Here is a 19,750-nt window from a genome sequence, read left to right as displayed (position 1 = left end):
AGTAAAAAATATGACACAAGAGAACCAGCGTTATTTGTAGTAAGTTACTGCAATTGTTTGTTATCAATTAATGATTTACGGATACGTCGTCCTTTTTGAATGGTTTGAGTGATATAATCTTCGTCTTTCCAACGAATAGCCTTTGCCATTGCTTGTGCATCTTCGGTAAAGCGGGCCAACATTTCTAAAATAGCTTCACGATTATTTAAAAATACATCGCGCCACATAGTTGGATCAGAGGAGGCAACTCGTGTGAAATCACGAAAACCAGAAGCAGCATAGTCCAAAACTTCTGATCGGGCTTCGTCTTCCAAGCTGTCTGCGGTATTACATATGGTAAAGGCAATTAGATGAGGCAGATGACTGACAATTGCACAAACCTTGTCGTGATGTTTGATATCCAAAATACGGATATTAGTTCCCATGGCTTGCCAGAATTTTGTAATTTTATCGATACCTGCTTGGGTTGTATGGGGTGTTGGGGTAATTAAGCACCAACGATTTTCGAACAAGCTTTCAAATCCAGCATCAGGACCAGAGAATTCAGTTCCAGCCATGGGATGGGCGGGAACAAAAACAATGTCTGAAGTGACATAGGGTTCAATAGCTTTAATAACAGATTCTTTGGTCGAGCCAGTATCTGTTAAAATGGCCCCTTTTTTCATATGGGGAATAATATTTTTAGCAACTTCTCCCATGGCACCCACGGGAATGGCAAGGACAACGCAATCTGCGTCTTTGACACTTTGTACAGGATCTTGATAGACCTCATCTGCAATGGCTAGCTCCCTTACACGTTCACAGACCTGAGGGTTTGTATCTGCTGCAACAGTATATAATGCGATGGAGCGATCTTTTTGAATACGCCGCAAAATAGAAGATCCGATAAGTCCTGGCCCAATAACGACCACGCGATTAAATATAGGAGTGTTCATAAAGTATATCGTTGATTATATAAATTTTAAGGATATCAAACCTTAGTTTGATGGGATATTCATGGATTTTTTTGCTTCTGGGTGTTTGCGTAAAAATCTGATTTCAGCAAATTGCCATAACAAAAGAGCAGGAATACCAATTAAGATATCTCGTGCACGACGTAATATCGATAATCCAAACGATAAGTGGGGATCGATACCGAAAATTGCTCCAAGAATAACATATGCACCTTCTTGTATGCCAACACTGGCGGGCACTAAAAAACCAACAGATAAAACGACACAAACCAATGCCTCAATGGATAAAGCTTCGAAAAAATTAATTTGTGCACCTAAGAAACTATAACATATCCACGTGCCAATTGCACCTCCTATCCATCCAATAAAATGAATAAAGCAGCTTAAAAGGACGCGGTTAGGGCTGGACCAAATTTTATCTAATGCATTTTGTAAAGAGTCAGCATTGGAAACCATTTGGCTGCTCCAGTGTTGAGCAATATTTTTACTTAGAAAATGAATAATTTTCTTGAAAAATGCACTACCTTGACGTTGTGTCCAAATAAAAGGGATCATGCTTAGTATAAGGATTGTTACACCTGAAACAATAACCCATTTTAGGTTGATCGATGCGCCAAAGATGTCGATATCCTGTAAATTTGTATGATATCCACCCGTTAGAAGAACCGCCAACCCAATAATAATAAATATAATCTGCCCTAATGTTTCGGTAGTGATATCAACGATATTTGAGCTAATCCCTTGGGCAGTTGATAAATCTTTCGGATTTTTAATGTATTGATATCCTTTAAAACAGACGGCCCTTACTCCCAGTAAAATTCCACCAATTTGCGAAAAAGGTAGGCATGTCGCTGCGGCTTCTCTTAGGGTGCGTGCCCAAAATAAACGAATGACACCTAAATCAGGGCATATGGCATGCCAAGCCCAACTGAGTATAACAATAACAAAGATCTGCCACAGGGTTAAAATAAGTAATCTGCCAATGCCAATAGAGAAAACAGACTTAAATATACTATCTGCTCCTATCCAAGCGGCTCCTCCGATAATTAGGCTGAGACCTAAAAAAAATAAAATAATCGAAATTTTTTTCAAAATAGACCGTATTATATTTAGTGGCAATGCAGGATTGCAGAATGGATTTCATAGTAATTAGATGTAGAATCAATTACAATATCTGGCTAACGCACTTTTCAATAACAGATTCAGCGTTATATGGGAAATTTTTATATTTAATCACGGGGGGGTTATGGTTGCCTCAACTTTTGTAACGGGAGTTACAGGTTTTGTTGGATCAGCAGTTGCACGTAAGTTGGTTGAACGTGGACATCGTTTAAAATTACTTGTTCGTAAAAATAGTAATAAAACAAATTTAGTTGGATTAGATGCTGAGTTGGTTGAAGGGGATTTATCAAAACCAGAAACCTTTGTTGATGCATTACGTGGATGCCAATATCTGTTTCATGTTGCTGCTGATTATCGACTATGGGTGCCAGATCCCGAACAAATGATGCGTATTAACGTAGAGGGGACACGTCAATTAATGATCGCAGCGCAAGCCGCTGGGGTCGAGAAAATTGTATATTGTTCTTCTGTAGCGGCATTGGGTCTAGTAGGTGATGGATCTGTTGCAGATGAAACGACCCCTGTGCATCATATTGTTGGGGTTTATAAACAATCCAAATATCAGGCTGAACAGGTTGTTTTGCAATTAATTAAAGATCAGCAGTTGCCTGCTGTCATTGTTAATCCGTCAACACCAATCGGTCCCAGAGATATTAAGCCTACCCCAACAGGACAGATGATTTTGGATTGTGTACAAGGTAAGATGCCTGCTTATGTAGATACGGGTTTAAATATAGTTCATGTTGATGACGTAGCTGAAGGACACTTATTGGCTTTAGAAAAAGGGAAGATTGGGGAAAAATATATTTTAGGGGGTGAAAATATGTTCTTGCGTGATTTTTTTGCAATGACGTCTAAAATTGCTGGTGTTCGCCCTCCTTTTATTAGATTAAATCAGAAAATTGTCTGGCCTGTGGCAGTTGTTTCCGAATGGATGGCGCGGCAATTTGATACTCAACCCAGAGTTACCCGCGAGATGTTAAAAATGTCCTATAAAAAGATGTTTTTTTCTTCTGCAAAAGCACAAAGAGAGTTGGGATACACACATCGTTCCGCATTTGATGCTATTCAAGATGCCGTTACGTGGTTTCAACGACAAGGTAATGTACGTTAATTTATATTCATCAATGTTCGCGTTCGATACATTAATTTCAAAGTGAATGATTAACGAAATATTATGATTATATTAACTGGATTGTCTTTTATTATATGGATTTGGCTATTTTTCTTTCATGGGCGCTTTTGGAGTAGAGGGCCTATATTACAACCTATTTCCCCGACGGAGCAGTTTAAATGTAAAAGATGGCCTGATGTTTATATCATTGTTCCAGCCAGGGACGAAGCCAAAACGATTGAACAGGTAACTTTGTCACTTTTGCAACAAGACTATTTGGGGAAGTATCAGATATTAGTGGTTGATGATGATAGTCAAGATGGGACAGGGGATATCGTTCATCGTTGTCGTCAAGATTTATCAGAAGATCAGCAAGGAAAATTAACTGTTATTTGCACTCCCCCTCGTCCTAGTGGATGGAGTGGTAAGCTATGGGCTTTATCTCATGGGATTGACTATATTGAACGTCAATATAAGCCAGAAAATGCCTATTTCTTTTTTACTGATGCAGATATTGTACATGAACCCTCTCACTTAGCAACGCTTGTTGATAAGGCCGAGACAGATCAATTAGATCAGGTTTCTGAAATGGTGCAGTTGCGGTGTCAGTCTTTTTTTGAAAGAGCGTTTATTCCTGCTTTTGTTTATTTTTTTTGTATGTTGTATCCTTTTTCAAAGGTCAATAAATCCTCAACATCCATTGCAGCTGGGGCAGGGGGAACCGTACTAATTCGGCAATATGCTTTGGCAAAAATAGGGGGCATTTCGGCCCTAAAAACAGCATTAATTGATGATGTTACTCTAGCTAGTTTGGTAAAGAAAAGTGGTGGTAAGATTTATTTGGGGCATAGTAGATTAGCGAGATCACTACGCACTTACGAGCGTATTACTGATGTATGGGATATGATTACACGTACGGCTTATGTACAATTAAGATATTCTCTTTTTTGGTTATTATTGACAATATGTCTAATGTCTATGATGTGGTTTTTTCCTTTTATACATATTTTTACCATTAATGGGATCGCAAGAAAAATAGCGATGGCGACATATTTTATTTCTATCCTTTCTTTTATTCCAACCTTATCGCGTTTTGGTATTTCCTTTTTGTGGATCTTTGCATTACCAGCGATAGCTTTGTTTTATTTAACGGCGACGATTGGATCTGCATTGAATTATTACCGTGGAAAAGGAATGATGTGGAAGGGAAGGGCTTACGTAACGCCTGCAATTGGGGTAGAGAATAAAGAACTGCAGATTGATTTTGAAGACTTGGGGGCCTCTGAAAAGATAAATAGCAGTGTAGAGCCCGTTAAAGCAAAGGACGACAGACATGATCTCTAGAGTAGTAAAGTCACATATATACGATATGTCAATTTGGGGAGAGCAAGACGTATCATCTGGCAAAGCTGCTAAGGACGAAAATTTTCCAGTTGGCTCATTGTTAATTAGTCGAAGGTTACGCCCTCACGTTCAAGCCTATTATGATTTTGCCCGTGTTGTTGATGATATTGCTGATTCTGAGACGTTGAGTGCTGAAGAAAAAATCAAGCGTCTGGACGGTATGGAGGCAGTATTATGTGAAAATGTTCCCGCACCAGATCGTCCAGATGTTTTGAGTGCGCGCTACTTACGAAATAGTTTTTTAGAAACGGGCATATCTTTTGATACTGCAACGGATTTATTAATTGCCTTTCGTCAAGATGCCAAAAAAAAGCGATATAATACGTTGGATGAATTGATGTATTATTGTCGTTACTCTGCCAATCCCGTTGGGCATTTTTTGCTTGACTTACATCAAGAAAAACCTGATACACGCCCCGCGTCTGATGCGTTATGCACTTCTTTGCAGATTTTAAATCATCTGCAAGATTGTAAAACAGATTTAATAAAGTTAGATCGATGTTATATCCCTTTGGATATGATGCATGCACAAGGAGTACAGGTCAATGATCTATTGGCTGAACAGACAAGTCACGGCCTAAGAAATGTCTTCGATCGGCTTTTGGATCATGTCGATGCATTAAACAGAGAGGCAATGTATCTACCCCGTCTTACGGTTAATCGAAGGTTACGTCTAGAAGCTGCGGTTATCGTTTATTTAGCGTATTCTTTAACCAAAAGGTTACGAATGGGTGATCCTTTGGCAACTAAGGTAAAATTAACAAAATTTGATGTTATTGCTTCTGCTTTGAAAGCGTTTCGTCATTTCATGTAAAAATAATTGATGTCGTTTTTTTGTTTTATTGATACACAATGTCAGTAAAGTTATATAGTAACATAAGATGATTATTTGCGTGTTGAAATTTTTTGCTTAAAACATTGTATATTTTTATAATAAAGAAAGGTCTGATCAAACACTATGCCAAAGCCGTTAGCTGAAGTTGCACAGATAATGGGATGTAGCGAACTTGATTTGACCTGCGTGGAACAAATTGTTCGTAAGTCGAAAACATCTTTCGCTGCGGGGATGCAGGTATTGTCCCCAGAACGACGTTATGGGATGTACGCTTTATACAGTTTTTGTCGCATTGTAGATGATATTGCTGACGAAGAAGGGGATATACAAACCAAACATCGCCTGCTTGGGGAATGGCGGGAGAAGATTGCGGATTTATATGCTGGCAAGGCACAAAGCAGCGTTGAAAATGTTTTGTTGGCCAGTATCGGCCGGTTCGATCTGAAGCAATCTGATTTTATAGCGATTATCGACGGCATGGAAATGGATGTTGATCATCCAATTATCGCCCCTGATGAAGAAACGTTTGATCTTTACTGTGACCGTGTTGCCTCTGCTGTTGGGCGTTTGGCTGTTCGTATTTTTGGTGATAGCTCTGAATCTGCACAAAAAGTTGCTTATCATCTTGGGCGTGCTTTACAAATTACCAATATTTTACGCGACCTTGAAGAAGATGCAGAACGGGGACGCTTATATTTACCAAAAGAATTATTACAACGTTTTCATTTGCCTTTAACACCTGATGCGTGTATTAGCAGTCCCTATATCCAAGAGGTTTGTAATATCTTGGCATTTAGGGCCTCAGATCATTTCCGTCTGGCCAAAGAATTTATTGCATTATGTGATCAAAAGGCATTACTTCCAGCCAAAATTATGTCAGTTACTTATGCATTTTTATTAGCAAAGCAAAGACGTTGGGGGTGGAAACCCCCTTTTAGACGGGCATCTTTGTCTTTGCCAGAAAAAATTATGGTTGCACTTGCTGGATTGGTAATGAGTGTGACGAAGTTGAAAATATAGACGATTTTAGGAATGGTAAAAAAACATATTCATATTATCGGTGGAGGATTGGCAGGCTTGTCAGCTGCTGTTTCCTTATCCCGTCAAGCAGATTCACAAGTTATTGTGTATGAAAGCAGCCCCGCTTGTGGTGGAAGAGCACGCTCCTTTTACGATGCAAGTTTAGATCGCTTAATTGATAATGGAAATCATTTGATTTTATCTGGCAATCAAGCTGTATTTGAATATTTGCGATTGATTGATTCCATAGATAGTTTAACAGGGTCTGGCTATCCTTTATTTCCTTTCGTCGATTTAGAAGAAAAGAAACGATGGGACTTATTATTATCCATGGGTAAATTCCCATGGTGGCTATTTTTTTCCAAGCATCGGGTTCCAGGGTTTAGATTTCCAGAGCTATTTGCTTTATGGAATTTATTAAAAGCAGATGCCAGTCAAACAGTGGCAGATTGTTTAGTCAATGGTCAGCTTGCACGTCGCTTGCTAAAACCTTTTGCGGTTTCTGCTTTGAATACTTCTTGTGAGGCAGGTAGTGCTTTGTTGTTAGGATCTGTTGTAAGACAATCATTAATGCAGGGGGGAAAAGCGTGTATTCCCTATTTTCCTAAAGAGGGATTATCAGAAAGTTTTGTTAATCCAGCGCTTTCATTAATTACAGTTCAAGGCGGTAAAGTCCATAACAAGGCGCGATTGTCAGAAATACATATAGAAAATGGACAGGTCGATTATTTTGTAATTAATCACGAGAAAATAGAGATAGGGCCACAGGATAGAGTTATTTTAGCGTTGAATGCTCATGTAGCTGAACAAATCTTATTGCCTATTTGTCCTCAGGTAAAAATTCCAAATCAATTTGAAAGTATTTTGAATTTACATTATGCGGTTGACCCCAATTTACGTATCAAAGGCAGTTTAGAAAAGGCCAAATTTGCTGGTGTCATTGGAGGGGTTAGTGAATGGATTTTTATCAAAAAGGGTGTAATTTCCATTACAGTTAGTGCTGCTAATCGTTTTATGGGATGTAACTCTGAGAATTTAGCTTCTTTGATTTGGCAAGAGGTGAGGGAGGTTCTTAATCCAATGACTGAACAGCCTTTATCTGAGGAAATCCCAGTATATCGTTTATTATGGGAAAAACGTGCTAGTTTTGTTGCAACTATTGAACAAGGTAGCCGTCGTCCTTCTTGTTATACGCCTTATCATAATTTGTTCTTGGCAGGTGATTGGGTGGCAACAGGATTACCTGCCACTATTGAAGGGGCTATTCGCTCGGGCTTTAGTGCCGCAAAGGCTGTTACACAATTTAAATAGGTAAAGTAATCAATTACTAACAATTTTAAAGATATAATACAAAAATGCTTTGTAATTTATAAATAAAAGGAAATATTCGATCATGTTGGACCGTGTTGATCCCTTGGGTGGCGATGTAAAAGATGAAGCATTGAATCATGCAATTTCTCAAGCCCAGAACATGTTATCTAATTTACAAAACGATGATGGACATTGGGTTTTTGAATTAGAGGCGGATGCAACGATACCCGCAGAATATGTATTGTTAGAACATTTTTTAGATCGTATTCATCCAGAATTGGAAGAAAAGATCGGTGTTTACTTGCGTCGTATTCAAGGTGATCATGGTGGTTGGCCATTGTACTATGGTGGTAAACTTGATATTTCAGCATCAGTCAAAGCATATTTTGCCCTGAAAGCCATTGGGGACAGTGTCGATGCCCCGCATATGCAACGCGCTAGAAAAGCTATACTAGCACATGGTGGCGCTGAAACAGCGAATGTCTTTACACGAATACAAATGGCTTTGTTTGGTGAGGTGCCATGGCACGCAACCCCTGCAATGCCAATAGAGTTAATGTTAATGCCAAAATGGGCATTATTTTCTGTTTGGAATATGTCCTATTGGTCAAGGACGGTTATTGCACCTTTGGTTGTTCTCGCCGCGTTAAAACCTGTGGCGATCAATCCTCGTGGTATTCATATTCAAGAGTTATTCGTAACCCCACCTGATCAAATCAAAGATTGGATTAAAGGGCCTTTTCGTTCTTATTGGGGGTATTTATTTAAATATCTTGATAGGGTTGTCCGCCCTGCCGAACAATTTATTCCAAAACGTTTACGCAAATATGCCATCGATAAATCAATGAAATTTGTTGAAAAACGATTGAATGGAGAGGATGGATTGGGTGCCATCTACCCTGCAATGGCTAATACTGTGATGGCATATCGTGCACTAGGTATTCCTGATGATGATCCAAGGGCAGCGATTGCATGGCAGTCTGTACGTAAACTATTAATTGAAACGCAAGAAGAAGCATATTGTCAACCTTGTGTATCTCCTATATGGGATACTGCGTTGACCGGGCATGCAATGATAGAGTCAGCCTCGGGCATCAATGCAACCAATCGAGCAGAGACGTTAGAGCGTTTATCCAAAGCAGCCCAATGGTTGAAAGAACGTCAAATCCTAGACGTTAAGGGGGATTGGGCAATAAATTGTCCAAACGTTGCCCCAGGCGGATGGGCTTTTCAATATCGGAATGATTATTATCCAGATGTCGATGATACGGCAGTGGTTGGTATGCTATTACACCGTGAAGGAAATCCTGAATTTCAAGAATCGATCGAACGTGCACGTCAATGGATTATTGGTATGCAAAGTTCAAACGGTGGATGGGGCGCTTTTGACATTGATAACGATAAAATGTTGTTAAATCATATTCCATTCTCTGATCATGGGGCTTTGCTGGATCCACCCACCGCTGATGTAACCGCACGATGTATCGCATTTTTGGCACAATTAGGACATGCAGAGGATAAAGCCGTTATCGATAAAGGCTTGCAATATCTTCGTAAAGAACAAGAAGCTTCAGGAGCATGGTTTGGTCGTTGGGGCACAAACTACATTTATGGTACTTGGTCAGTCTTATGTGCATTAAATATAGCCAATGTTCCAAAGAATGATCCTATGATTCAAAAAGCGGTGGATTGGCTATTATATATTCAACGTAGTGACGGCGGATGGGGAGAAGGCGAGGAATCTTATGAAGGGGGAGCACCTGGTCAATATCATCAAAGTTTGCCTACACAAACAGCGTGGGCGTTACTTGGGCTAATGGCAGTTGGTCAGCAAAAACATCCTGCCGTGCAAAGAGGGATTCGTTGGCTGATGGATAATCAAGAGGAAAATGGCCAGTGGAATGAAGACCCTTATAATGCTGTTGGTTTCCCTAGGGTGTTTTATCTTCGTTATCACGGATATCGTCAATTTTTTCCATTATTTGCATTATCGCGGTTTCGCAATTTGCAAGCCAGCAATTCAGGTAAAGTAGAGGTCGGATTTTAATGCAGCGTATTGGTGTTCTTGTTGGTATGCAATCTGAAGCGCGATTAGCGCGTAATTTATACCCAACAGCAATTGAGGCAAGTGGCGCAACAATGCGGGGTGCAGAAATTGCACTGCAACGATTATTGGATACTGGAGTTGACAAGATTGTTTCATTTGGTTTTGCTGCGGGCTTGGATCCACTGATAAAACCTGGGACTATTTTATTGCCTCATACCATTTATGTAAATAACAAGGATTATGTACCTGATTTGACATTAAGATCACAATTAGGGGCAGAAAAATCTCAGGTTAAGATTGGTGCCTTGTTACATAGTGATACAATTATTACCTCTTGTGCTGAAAAAGAAATCTTGTTCCAGCAAACTGGTTGTGTTGCGGTGGATATGGAGAGCGGTATTGTCGCACAATATTGTGAAGAACATCAGATCCCATTTGCAGTATTAAGGGTTGTGTGTGATTCTGCCAACCGAGATTTGCCCCCTGTTGCGTCATTGGCCCTGTCAAATGATGGTCACTTGAACATTTCTAAAATTATTGGCAGCTTACTTGGTAATCCTGACCAAGTTTTTGATTTGATAAAACTGGGCGCAGACGCAGCAATCGCATATTGGCAATTAAATTCTTTTGTTCATAAAATGAGTGCGTTTAGGTTTGGCTGATCCCATAGGTTAGCGTAAAAAGCCTTGTTTTTTGTAATAAGCAAGGCTTTTTAATTTTGATAAATTATTTACTAAAAGCTTGGTTTAGTCGTTTTAAGGTTTCTGGGATATCAACAGTAACTTCGAAGAGGTTCAGGATTGATGGGTCGGCAAATCCTTGTTCAACAATAGCATGAATTTGCTTTAAAAGGGGTTCAGCCCAATTTGCTATGTTCACAACGATAATTGGTTTATCATGTAGATGAAGCTGTTTCCATGTTAGGGTTTCAAAAAATTCATCGAAAGTACCAATTCCACCAGGCAGACATAAAAAGGCATCTGCCTCTTTATAAAGAATGTCTTTGCGTGTATGCATATCTTGGGTAACGATCAAGTCTTGCACACGCGAATGCTGTCCTTCTTTTTTTTGTAAAAATTTAGGAATAATTCCTTTAACTGCACCGTTCATATCCAACATGGTATTGGATATAATTCCCATAAGACCAACATTACCCCCACCAAAGACCAAGCGCAGATTATTTTCAACCAATCCTATTCCTAGTGCTTTGGCGGCTTCAGAATATTCTGGTTTATTGCCAGTATGAGAACCACAAAAAACAGTTACAGATCGTGTATATTTAGACATTTAGTTTTAACTTTTTGATAATTTTACCTTAATTTGATATAGCAGCATTACGACATTTGGATTGATAATGCAAAATATAAGTTAATATTGCCCCAATTAAGGTAAAAGCCGCAGAGGATAAGAACAGCCAGTAATATCCCCAAAAGTCATTAATAGCACCCAACAGCGGTCCAGCGATAAAGAGAGCAATATCAAGAAATAATGAAAAACATGCTAAGGCTGAACCTCTATTTTCTGCACCAACTTTGGAAATAGCAATAATTCCCAGTGCTGGAAAAATAAGAGAGAAACCACATCCAGTCAGTCCTGCACCAATGTAAGTTCCAATGACAGAGTGACTGAATGTAATTAAGCACAGACCAACTGTTTCCACAAGCAATGAGGTAATAGAAACAATATATCCCCCAAATTTCGCAATCGCATTTTTAAAAATAAACCTGACCATTACAAAGCAAAATCCAAAAATACTAAGGGCGTAAGCAGAACCTAACCAATGATTATAGGCAAAATATAATGTGATAAATGTCTGTATGCTGCCAAAACCAATCGTTGCTAGTCCCAATCCCGCACCAGGGGGGAAAACACGTGCAAATACTGTTGTAAAAGGCAGACGTGTTTTACTGGGCTGGGGAATAATTGCTGGATAGGTAGATGCTAAAATCGCCGATAATGCTGCCATTACAGTTGTTAAAATGGCAATACTGTTTAATCCCCCCCAAAATCCAGGCAGTTTCAATAAATACGCACCCAAAGGGGCCCCAATGGCCATTCCTCCATAAGAGGTTACACCATTCCATGAAATAACATGGGTTGCGTTTTCAATGCCTGCCCTGCCAATATTCCACAGATTGGTTCCGGTTGATGCCCAACTTTCAGAAGCACCAATACATAAACGGGCAGGAATAATCATGATCAGTGCCCATAGAGGGGCATTGCTGAAAAAAGTGGTCATGAGCGCAAATATCCCACCCAACGCACTAATAATTAAGCCAATAATTACCGAACTTTTGGCACCTTTGGTGTCTAACCAATGTCCTGCTTGGGGTCGACTAAGAAAGGTTGCGAGATAGGCAATTGAAACTGCACTTCCTGCAATGAGCGAATTAAATCCCAGTTCTTTGTGTACATAGAGTGGGATAGCAGTAAAATGCATTCCAACATTAATATAACAAACGAGGTTAAAAATAACCACGGCTAGGATTTTTGTCGTTATTGGGCTTGGTTTTAGGGAATGGAGTAGCATTGCAATGGTACGATGTTAATGAGGAATAAAGTTATATTAAAATGATAGTAAGAAGAATATTTGAACTATAGTCTAATATGTAACGCTGTGAATATAAAATTATTGTGTAAATAGAGAAAGGATAAAGATATGGAAGCTGTACTAAAATATATTGACCACGAGCTATCAGATGCTTTGGATCGATTGTTTGAATTATTACGAATCCCTAGTATATCAGCAAATCCTGCACATGCTCAGGACTGTAGAAAGGCAGCGATTTGGCTAAAGGACTATTTAGAATCCTTTAATTTTTCAGCAAAAATTTGTGAAACACCAGGCCATCCGATTGTAATGGCACAAACACTGTCAGAATGTTCAGGACCACATATTTTGTTTTATGGCCATTATGATGTGCAACCCGTGGACCCACTGGATTTGTGGACTAAGCCGCCCTTTGAACCTTATATAAAACAGAATGAGCAAGGTGAAGATGTTATTTTTGGTCGTGGTTCTTCGGATGATAAAGGGCAAATTCTAACTTTTTTAGAAGCGTGTCGCGCGATTTATAAGACAACAGGCCAATTTCCAGTCAAGATTACGGTTATTCTTGAAGGTGAAGAAGAAAGTGGTGGGGAGCATTTACCTGATTTTTTGGCAAGCCAAAAGGAATCTTTGCGTCCTGATATGGCCTTTATTTGTGATACGGACATGGCGACACCTGATGTTCCTGCAATTACAGCTATGTTGCGGGGATTGGTTGGTGAAGAAGTTACTATTCACGCAGCAAACAGAGATTTGCACTCTGGTTTATATGGAAATGCTGCAAGAAATCCTATTCAAATCCTGTCTGAATTAATTGCTTCATTACGTGATGGCCAAGGGCGTGTAACCATCCCTGATTTTTATGAAGGAGTCCCCGATATTCCTGAAGCAATTCGATTAAAATGGCAAGATATCGGAAAAACTAATGATGCATTATTGTCACCAATTGGATTAAAAGAAGCCGCTGGTGAAAAAGCGTTTAAGGCCATTGAGCAGACGTGGTGCAGGCCTTCTTGTGAAATTAACGGAATTAGCGGTGGATATGAGGGGCCAGGATTTAAAACCGTTATCCCTGCTAAGGCATCGGCAAAAATCTCATTTAGACTTGTTGGTAATCAGGATCCCTTAAAAATAAGGAAAAATTTTCGTCAATTTGTAAAGGATTTCATTCCAAAAGATTGTTCGGTTGAATTTGAGCCTCATGGTGCTTCAAGGGCAAGTATGGTTTCCTTAGAGGGTCCTGTATTGGAAAAAGTAAGTAATGCTTTAAAAGATGAATGGCAATATGAAACAGCGATTGTTGGTAGTGGAGGGGCCATTCCTGTGGTTGGCGATTTGCAACGCGAATTTGGTATAGAGTCCTTTTTAGTCGGGTTTGCCAATGTTGATGATTGTATTCATTCCCCTAATGAAAAATATAATTTGCGATCTTTTCATAAGGGAATACGGTCTTGGGTGCGTATTTTATATGCTTTACGTGATGTAAATACCTAAAATACTTCTAATAAAGGGGGAAGATATTTTTCCAGTTTGACACGCAGCGGCATTAAATAGCTGTGATTACCAACTTGTTTAATCAGTGACAGTGCACGTTTAGCAAAGGTAATATTGGCTTGCAAAGTTGGTTCAAAATTGTGGGGGAAAATTACACGATTTGTTATTTCCCAATAAGACTTAGATTTTGGACCAATAACGGGCGATAATCCCCAGAAAATATTATGACCATATAGCCAATCCATACATAATTCTAACATCTTTTCATCAAAAATAGGCTGTGTGAAAAAACCTTTTGCACCAGCTTCTTTTTTACATTGAATCTGTTCCAATTCTTCTTTAGGGGAGCGTCGATATGGATCAAAAGCCGCATATAAAGTTAGATGAGGTAATTCTTTTTGATAACGCTTAAGAATGCTTTCTGTTGTATTATTATAGGTTCGATAATGAAAATCAGAGGGCGGATCCCCTTGGATAATCAGGACTTCTTGTAATTCTGGAATGTCGTGACCAGGTAATGGATGATCTGGATCAACATCAATGGCTCTAATATGGGGAATGGTTTTTGGGTATGATGGATAGCATACTTTAAATGCATCCCAACTACGCAAAGGAAAACGCGTTAAATCAGGCACATTGATGGTATCAGCAACAGGAAAAAATTGGTTAACAGTTTGTATGTCTGTTAAAAGGCTGTCTGTATCCCTTGGGATAAGTTCTATTGAAATACGTGTCATTTATGTAACCTTTATTGTTTTGATGTAGTATAAAGATTTGTTAAATGACTGCAAGTGATACAACTAAAGTTGTAAGATCTTTGAGTATATAAGTTTGTATTATGTTTATGGTTACGGTGGATAGGAATGGTTGCTGCTTATTTAGGATGTATGATGATGGTTTCTTCTTTTCATCATTTGCCTCCCGATGTGTTACCAGCAATTCAACGGGTTGAAGGGGGAAGGCCTGGATTAATTTCCATGAATAAAAATGGAACCCAAGATTTAGGTGTTATGCAGATTAATACCCGATGGATTGGTCCGTTGATGCATACAACCCACGAATCAGGCGATGTGATTTACAAGCGTTTAAAAGACGATACTTGTTACAACATAGCGGTTGCGGGGGCCATTATAAAGTTATATTTGCAGGAAACTAACGGAAATATCATGCAAGCAGTTGGGAATTATCATTCCCATACACCACGATTAAATATACAATATCAATTAAAAATTATTCAGGCGTCTGATACATTAAATCAACCCTCTGTTTTGGTTGGTAAGCATATGTCACCCTATCAACGGCGCTTGTTAAAAGCGAAACAGAGGATTAAAAAGCATCATCATAAAAAGAATATTCGTTAATATATAATGAGATGCTTTGTTAAAAAGTGAGAATTAAATTTTAGCAGTCTTTTTTCTTTTTTGAGCTAAAATAGATGCTTTTGTATGAGGCGCAGGCTTTCTAATAGCTTTTTTTGCTTTAACACTCTTTGCCTGTTTTGTTGCCTCTACTTTTGCAGGTTGTGCATCGTCTATAATCATTTCTGTTGGAAGTTCATCAATTAATACTTCTTGTGCGATGGGGGTTTGTAAAACCTCATCAGTAGATTGTACAGAAGTTTTCTCTCTTGGAATAAAAGGCAAGGGAGGTTGACTTGGAGAGCGGGGTAGCCTTCCTTCCGATGCACCGTAAAGGATGTAATGAATAAATGGATTAAGATGACAAAGTGCAATATCGGGATAAGCAGTCATGTAGAAATGGGTATTAAAGAAACGATTAGGGTTGCGTCCTTCTTTGTAACCAAAAGCAAGGTAGTGTTCTAAAGGATCGCAATTTGCAGAAGCAACATCTTGATATGTTTCCAAATACCAAGCGGAATCAAATAATAGGGACAAAGTTTCAATTTCAGACATTTTAGTTCTTATCCATGATGTTTTTGTATAGGTAGTAATTTTTTATTTATATTAGTTGAGTTATTTGATAGGTAGTAAAAGAACATTATTTTACAAGTGATTGCATCGTTTTTTAGATGAAATATTTAAAAAATAATCAAATTCTTTCATTTTATTCTTTTACATGCTTTTGTGCGGCCTGAATAGTATTATATAAAAGACAAGCAATTGTTACAGGGCCAACCCCCCCTGGTACTGGTGTGATTTTTCCTGCTTTTCCAACGGCTTCATCAAAAGCGACATCGCCTATTAATTTTACTTTTTTGTCTGAAGTAATGACGCGATTGATTCCAACATCTATAACAGTGGCACCATTTTTAATCCAGGATCCTTTAACTAACTCTTTACATCCTGTTGCTACAATTAAAATATCAGCCTGTTGTGCTAATTCTTCTGTATTACGTGTATCAATATGAGCAATCGTTACAGTACATCCTGCATTCAGAAGTAATTGAGCCATTGGTTTTCCCATTAGGTTAGAAGCACCAATAATTAATGCATTTAAACCACGTAATTTAGGAAGTTCTTGTTGTAATAACATTAAACATCCTAATGGTGTACAGGGGATAAATCCATCCATATGACCTAAGGTTAATTTTCCTGCATTATAGGCTGTTAAACCATCAACATCTTTACTAGGTAAAATTGATTGAATAATAGGGTCTGGATCAAGATGTTTTGGCAGGGGTAATTGTACCAAAATACCGTGAACATCGGGATCTTGATTCAACCGTTGAACCAGATTGAATAATTCTTGTTGGGTCGTGGTTTCTGGTAACATATGCATAAATGAACGCATACCCACTTTATGAGTTTGTTTTGTTTTGTTGCGTACATAAACCTCGCTAGCTGGATCATTTCCCACCAAAATAACAGCAAGACCTGGGGTGATGCCTGTGTCTTTTTGTAATTGGGCAACATTCTTTTTGACTTGCTCTGTCATCTGATATGCAAAGGCTTTACCATCGATCAGTTGGGTTTGTATGGGGGTATTCATAGGGCACCAAATAAAATAAATTAATGAGTTAGGATGAAAGGGTTTCTTGGGATTGTTTTCGTGCTTGATCTTTTAAATCCCATTCATTAGCGATTGCAGCAACTAAACCATTTCCAAGCACACTTGTTGCAGTTCTTGCCATATCTAAGAATTGATCAATCCCTATAATAAGGGCAAGTCCTGCTTCTGGAATGTCAAAGCTTGGCATAACGGCGGCTAACATAACCATGGATGCACGTGGGACACCAGCGATTCCTTTGCTGCTAATCATCATTACTAGTAACATCATGATCTGTTTATCTAGTGGCATGTTTATATTATAAGCTTGAGCAATAAAAATAGCAGCAAATGATAAAAAAACCATTGTACCGCATAAATTAAAGCTGTACCCTAAAGGAACAACAAATCCTGATATTTTAGGAGATACACCAAATTTGGTTAATTGTTCAAGTAGACGAGGAAACGCAGATTCACTGCTGGCAGTCGCAAAGCCAACTAGGACTGGCTCTGAAATAAAAGGGAGTAATCTAAATGTTTTTTTTCCAATCATTAAATAGGAGGTGCCAATTAAAATAGCCCACATAATCAGAACGACACTGTAAAATTCTATTAAATAAAGACCGTATTTTTCGATGATGGAAATACCGTTTTGGGTCGCAATGGATAGTAAAGATGAAAATACAACAAGAGGGACAATTTTCATAACCATGTCAGTAATTTTTAACATGATTTTGCCTAATGTATCCATTCCATCTTTAAAGAGTTGTGCGGATTTACCAGGGATATTAGCTAAAGCCATGCCAAAGAAAATAGCAAAGACAACTAATTGCAACATATCATTACGTACCATCGCATCCATAACGCTATCAGGAACGATGTGTAAAATAAATTTAGCAACATCAAAATGATAGTCGGAATGTGCAGCCATGTTAGTAGGAGGAAGGTTTTTCGTAAAGTTAACCCCAGGCTTAATAATATTGGCAAAAATCATACCAACGGCTAAGGATACAAAGGATGCAGCAACGAACCATAGGATAACTTTCAGTCCTATTCGCTTGATGGTTCCTGTATCTTCTACATTACTAATACCTGCGACTAGGGTTGCCAATACAAGTGGGGCAACAATCATTTTTATCAATCTTAAAAAAAGATGGACAACCAAATCAGAGGCCTGAGTAATAAATTGAATAAGGTTTGAGTGTTTGGTGATTTGAATTTGTGCACCATAGGCATTACAGAGTAGACCTAAGATAAGCCCTGATATCATGGCAATACCAATAACCAGTGTGTGTTTTAAAAGACTATTTTGTGTTTTGGGGTTATCTTGTGGTGTCTGTGTTTCTGCCATACTTTTGTTCCTTATTCTAAAGTCTTAAACACACAAGTTTATCTGTTTAAAAAGCTGCTTCATTATATGTCAAATTAATTTTTTGCTGCGTAATAAGCAAAACGCAGCGATCGTAACCATGCAGGTAATTTCACCTTTTTCAATCATTTGCTCAAATTGAGGTAATGGTACGGTATGGCAAGTCATATTTTGCTCAGTAGCTTCCCTTTTTGTTGAATGTTGGGTAAGTCCAGTTGCCAAAAAAACGTGGCCCTTTTGTGTAGAAAATCCAGCACCTTGATAAAAACTGCCTGCATGTATCATGTTTTCTGCACGCAATCCAGTTTCTTCTTCTAATTCTCCTGCGGCGACTGTTTCAGGCGATGCATCTGGTTTTAACTCCCACATCCCCATAGGCAGTTCCCATAATGTTTGCCCAACAGGGTAACGATATTGACGAATTAAAGTAACGGTTTTGGTATTGTTTTCTTCACCTAAGGGTAAAATAACAGCAAATTCATTCCGTTCAACAACACCGAACATACCGTCAAGACCGTTAGGATAACGAATAATATCTTCACGTATCGTTAACCAGCGATTTTTATAAGCGACACGGGATGAAACGGGCGTAATTCCACCAGGGTCAGGTTGACCAATAATCTTCTTTGTTGTCATTAATTTCGATCCTTACAGAGTTCGTGTGAAGATATTATAATTAGAAGCATGACTATTCTTTACTAGATTGCTTCTTTTCTTGCCATAATTGGGCGAAATTAATACGTTGTAAAATGACAGGGGGTAGATTTGCGTCGTAACTTAAACTACGGATAATATTGCGTATTTCTGGAAATAAAATGTCTGGTGTATGAACCATTAATAGCTCCTCTAAATTTGAGGTGTCCAAATGTGGGAATGTAACAATTCCTGCATATTCTAAGTGAATATCAAATATAGAAATTTGTTGTTTGTCTTCTTCGATTTGTGCTGTGCTTTTACAAGTTAGGATAACGGTTACATCAAAATTAGGTTGATTCTCTACCAGTTGCTGTGCGTTGACATCAACGATTACCGTTAATTGGGGAGAAGGGGGCATGTGTCTAAAAATCGTTGGAGCGTGAGGAATCTTAAGGCTAATTTCTTTAACATATTGCGTATTGATTGTAAGATCTTTTAACTCTGTTTTGATAGGGGTTTGTGTTTTTGTATTCATTTTAAAGATCACTTATGTAAATTATTATCTAGGAATAGTATGAAGATTATAGGAATATCGAACCTTGAAACAAAATTAAAGCCTTAGTTTTAAGAGTATTTTGTTGTTAGTAAAAATCCAAGGGCTGGGAGGGGCTTCCAATTTTTTGGTAATTCGGATCGATGCAAGGTTATAATGTAGTAATGTGGCACGGGTTGGTTATTGCTGATTAATAAATGTTTATAAGCATTTACCTCTTTTTGACGCCACAAACAATCTTCTATTGCTTTGCATTTAGAGGTATAAATATTGGCGACACATCGCTTGCCTTTGATTAAAAAGGCTGTGGCCCACAGTTTGTTTTTATTTTTTTGAAATGGAATAATTTTCGTCATTGAATATCAATAGCGTACGTTATGGTATATTAGTGGCTA

General features: G+C 38.5%; 20 protein-coding genes. 9 read left to right on the top strand and 11 right to left on the bottom strand.

Features of this window, described 5'->3' with window-relative positions:
• Positions 1–44: 44 nt before the first annotated feature.
• Together QJV27_RS06675 and QJV27_RS06670 are read right to left on the bottom strand one after the other, a co-directional pair.
• Positions 45–935 (bottom strand): prephenate dehydrogenase/arogenate dehydrogenase family protein, encoded by an 891-nt coding sequence (locus tag QJV27_RS06675; protein WP_281448161.1) that lies wholly within the window; start codon positions 933–935, stop codon positions 45–47.
• A gap of 42 nt (positions 936–977) precedes the next feature.
• The gene (locus tag QJV27_RS06670) at positions 978–2,045 is read right to left on the bottom strand and encodes a lysylphosphatidylglycerol synthase domain-containing protein (RefSeq protein WP_281448160.1); all 1,068 of its coding nucleotides are present in this window, start codon (positions 2,043–2,045) and stop codon (positions 978–980) included.
• Between the two features lie 154 nt (positions 2,046–2,199).
• Here QJV27_RS06670 and hpnA point away from each other — a divergent pair, with 154 nt between their 5' ends.
• From hpnA to QJV27_RS06635, 7 genes are all read left to right on the top strand, one after another.
• A complete protein-coding gene (gene hpnA / locus QJV27_RS06665; RefSeq protein WP_281448159.1) occupies positions 2,200–3,189 on the top strand; it encodes a hopanoid-associated sugar epimerase in 990 nt (329 codons plus the stop codon).
• Between the two features lie 63 nt (positions 3,190–3,252).
• Complete coding sequence (locus QJV27_RS06660) at positions 3,253–4,533, top strand: glycosyltransferase (RefSeq protein WP_346771185.1); 1,281 nt, start codon at positions 3,253–3,255, stop codon at positions 4,531–4,533.
• Positions 4,523–5,407 (top strand): squalene synthase HpnC, encoded by an 885-nt coding sequence (gene hpnC, locus QJV27_RS06655; protein WP_281448158.1) that lies wholly within the window; start codon positions 4,523–4,525, stop codon positions 5,405–5,407. Before QJV27_RS06660 ends, hpnC begins: the two co-directional genes overlap by 11 nt.
• Positions 5,408–5,551: 144 nt before the next feature.
• Entirely contained in the window at positions 5,552–6,448 is an 897-nt protein-coding gene (gene hpnD / locus QJV27_RS06650) for a presqualene diphosphate synthase HpnD (RefSeq protein ID WP_281448157.1), read from the top strand.
• A gap of 12 nt (positions 6,449–6,460) precedes the next feature.
• A complete protein-coding gene (gene hpnE / locus QJV27_RS06645) occupies positions 6,461–7,759 on the top strand; it encodes a hydroxysqualene dehydroxylase HpnE (protein WP_281448156.1) in 1,299 nt (432 codons plus the stop codon).
• 82 nt (positions 7,760–7,841) lie between these two features.
• Positions 7,842–9,806, top strand: coding sequence for a squalene--hopene cyclase (shc, locus tag QJV27_RS06640; protein WP_281448155.1), 1,965 nt, complete (start codon positions 7,842–7,844; stop codon positions 9,804–9,806).
• The gene (locus tag QJV27_RS06635; protein ID WP_281448154.1) at positions 9,806–10,468 is read left to right on the top strand and encodes a phosphorylase family protein; all 663 of its coding nucleotides are present in this window, start codon (positions 9,806–9,808) and stop codon (positions 10,466–10,468) included. The genes shc and QJV27_RS06635 overlap by 1 nt, the downstream gene beginning before the upstream one ends.
• Positions 10,469–10,532: 64 nt before the next feature.
• Here the strand turns inward: QJV27_RS06635 and QJV27_RS06630 are convergent, their stop codons facing one another.
• Together QJV27_RS06630 and QJV27_RS06625 are read right to left on the bottom strand one after the other, a co-directional pair.
• A complete protein-coding gene (locus QJV27_RS06630) occupies positions 10,533–11,093 on the bottom strand; it encodes an LOG family protein (RefSeq protein WP_281448153.1) in 561 nt (186 codons plus the stop codon).
• Between the two features lie 28 nt (positions 11,094–11,121).
• A complete protein-coding gene (locus tag QJV27_RS06625) occupies positions 11,122–12,336 on the bottom strand; it encodes an MFS transporter (protein ID WP_281448152.1) in 1,215 nt (404 codons plus the stop codon).
• 129 nt (positions 12,337–12,465) lie between these two features.
• Between QJV27_RS06625 and QJV27_RS06620 the strand changes: the two genes are divergently transcribed.
• Positions 12,466–13,851, top strand: a complete 1,386-nt coding sequence (locus tag QJV27_RS06620; RefSeq protein ID WP_281448151.1) for a dipeptidase — start codon at positions 12,466–12,468, stop codon at positions 13,849–13,851.
• Here QJV27_RS06620 and QJV27_RS06615 read toward each other — a convergent pair.
• Positions 13,848–14,588 carry a methylenetetrahydrofolate reductase gene (locus QJV27_RS06615; protein ID WP_281448150.1) on the bottom strand — a complete coding sequence of 247 codons (741 nt, stop codon included), beginning with the start codon at positions 14,586–14,588 and terminating at the stop codon, positions 13,848–13,850. The two genes, QJV27_RS06620 and QJV27_RS06615, sit on opposite strands and share 4 nt — an antisense overlap.
• A gap of 126 nt (positions 14,589–14,714) precedes the next feature.
• Between QJV27_RS06615 and QJV27_RS06610 the strand changes: the two genes are divergently transcribed.
• Positions 14,715–15,212 carry a lytic transglycosylase domain-containing protein gene (locus QJV27_RS06610; protein WP_281448149.1) on the top strand — a complete coding sequence of 166 codons (498 nt, stop codon included), beginning with the start codon at positions 14,715–14,717 and terminating at the stop codon, positions 15,210–15,212.
• A 33-nt stretch (positions 15,213–15,245) separates the two neighbouring features.
• Here QJV27_RS06610 and QJV27_RS06605 read toward each other — a convergent pair whose 3' ends face one another.
• The 6 genes from QJV27_RS06605 to QJV27_RS06580 form a co-directional block, all read right to left on the bottom strand.
• On the bottom strand, positions 15,246–15,764 hold the full coding sequence (locus QJV27_RS06605; RefSeq protein WP_281448148.1) for a hypothetical protein: 519 nt from the start codon (positions 15,762–15,764) through the stop codon (positions 15,246–15,248).
• A gap of 151 nt (positions 15,765–15,915) precedes the next feature.
• On the bottom strand, positions 15,916–16,800 hold the full coding sequence (gene folD / locus QJV27_RS06600) for a bifunctional methylenetetrahydrofolate dehydrogenase/methenyltetrahydrofolate cyclohydrolase FolD (RefSeq protein ID WP_281448147.1): 885 nt from the start codon (positions 16,798–16,800) through the stop codon (positions 15,916–15,918).
• A gap of 28 nt (positions 16,801–16,828) precedes the next feature.
• Positions 16,829–18,148 (bottom strand): dicarboxylate/amino acid:cation symporter, encoded by a 1,320-nt coding sequence (locus QJV27_RS06595; RefSeq protein ID WP_281448146.1) that lies wholly within the window; start codon positions 18,146–18,148, stop codon positions 16,829–16,831.
• Positions 18,149–18,217: 69 nt separating this feature from the next.
• Positions 18,218–18,802: an NUDIX domain-containing protein gene (locus QJV27_RS06590; protein ID WP_281448145.1), complete on the bottom strand. Its 585-nt coding sequence runs from the start codon at positions 18,800–18,802 to the stop codon at positions 18,218–18,220.
• Between the two features lie 52 nt (positions 18,803–18,854).
• Positions 18,855–19,337: a protein-export chaperone SecB gene (locus QJV27_RS06585; protein ID WP_281448144.1), complete on the bottom strand. Its 483-nt coding sequence runs from the start codon at positions 19,335–19,337 to the stop codon at positions 18,855–18,857.
• 89 nt (positions 19,338–19,426) lie between these two features.
• On the bottom strand, positions 19,427–19,711 hold the full coding sequence (locus tag QJV27_RS06580; RefSeq protein ID WP_281448143.1) for a hypothetical protein: 285 nt from the start codon (positions 19,709–19,711) through the stop codon (positions 19,427–19,429).
• Between the last annotated feature and the right edge of the window lie 39 nt (positions 19,712–19,750).

The sequence above is a fragment of the Commensalibacter oyaizuii genome (assembly GCF_029953265.1).
Lineage (GTDB): Bacteria > Pseudomonadota > Alphaproteobacteria > Acetobacterales > Acetobacteraceae > Commensalibacter > Commensalibacter oyaizuii.
Note: the sequence above shows the minus strand (reverse complement) of the source record. Positions and strands in the feature narration are given on the sequence as shown.

Coding starts and splice junctions, on each gene's coding strand:
- QJV27_RS06660 (WP_346771185.1), top strand. CDS start 3,253: ATGATTATATTAACTGGATTGTCTTTTATTATATGGATTTGGCTATTT.
- QJV27_RS06635 (WP_281448154.1), top strand. CDS start 9,806: ATGCAGCGTATTGGTGTTCTTGTTGGTATGCAATCTGAAGCGCGATTA.
- QJV27_RS06625 (WP_281448152.1), bottom strand. CDS start 12,336: ATGCTACTCCATTCCCTAAAACCAAGCCCAATAACGACAAAAATCCTA.
- QJV27_RS06595 (WP_281448146.1), bottom strand. CDS start 18,148: ATGGCAGAAACACAGACACCACAAGATAACCCCAAAACACAAAATAGT.
- QJV27_RS06620 (WP_281448151.1), top strand. CDS start 12,466: ATGGAAGCTGTACTAAAATATATTGACCACGAGCTATCAGATGCTTTG.
- hpnD (WP_281448157.1), top strand. CDS start 5,552: ATGCCAAAGCCGTTAGCTGAAGTTGCACAGATAATGGGATGTAGCGAA.
- folD (WP_281448147.1), bottom strand. CDS start 16,800: ATGAATACCCCCATACAAACCCAACTGATCGATGGTAAAGCCTTTGCA.
- QJV27_RS06585 (WP_281448144.1), bottom strand. CDS start 19,337: ATGAATACAAAAACACAAACCCCTATCAAAACAGAGTTAAAAGATCTT.
- hpnA (WP_281448159.1), top strand. CDS start 2,200: ATGGTTGCCTCAACTTTTGTAACGGGAGTTACAGGTTTTGTTGGATCA.
- QJV27_RS06580 (WP_281448143.1), bottom strand. CDS start 19,711: ATGACGAAAATTATTCCATTTCAAAAAAATAAAAACAAACTGTGGGCC.
- QJV27_RS06605 (WP_281448148.1), bottom strand. CDS start 15,764: ATGTCTGAAATTGAAACTTTGTCCCTATTATTTGATTCCGCTTGGTAT.
- QJV27_RS06615 (WP_281448150.1), bottom strand. CDS start 14,588: ATGACACGTATTTCAATAGAACTTATCCCAAGGGATACAGACAGCCTT.
- shc (WP_281448155.1), top strand. CDS start 7,842: ATGTTGGACCGTGTTGATCCCTTGGGTGGCGATGTAAAAGATGAAGCA.
- QJV27_RS06675 (WP_281448161.1), bottom strand. CDS start 935: ATGAACACTCCTATATTTAATCGCGTGGTCGTTATTGGGCCAGGACTT.
- QJV27_RS06630 (WP_281448153.1), bottom strand. CDS start 11,093: ATGTCTAAATATACACGATCTGTAACTGTTTTTTGTGGTTCTCATACT.
- hpnC (WP_281448158.1), top strand. CDS start 4,523: ATGATCTCTAGAGTAGTAAAGTCACATATATACGATATGTCAATTTGG.
- QJV27_RS06610 (WP_281448149.1), top strand. CDS start 14,715: ATGGTTGCTGCTTATTTAGGATGTATGATGATGGTTTCTTCTTTTCAT.
- QJV27_RS06590 (WP_281448145.1), bottom strand. CDS start 18,802: ATGACAACAAAGAAGATTATTGGTCAACCTGACCCTGGTGGAATTACG.
- hpnE (WP_281448156.1), top strand. CDS start 6,461: ATGGTAAAAAAACATATTCATATTATCGGTGGAGGATTGGCAGGCTTG.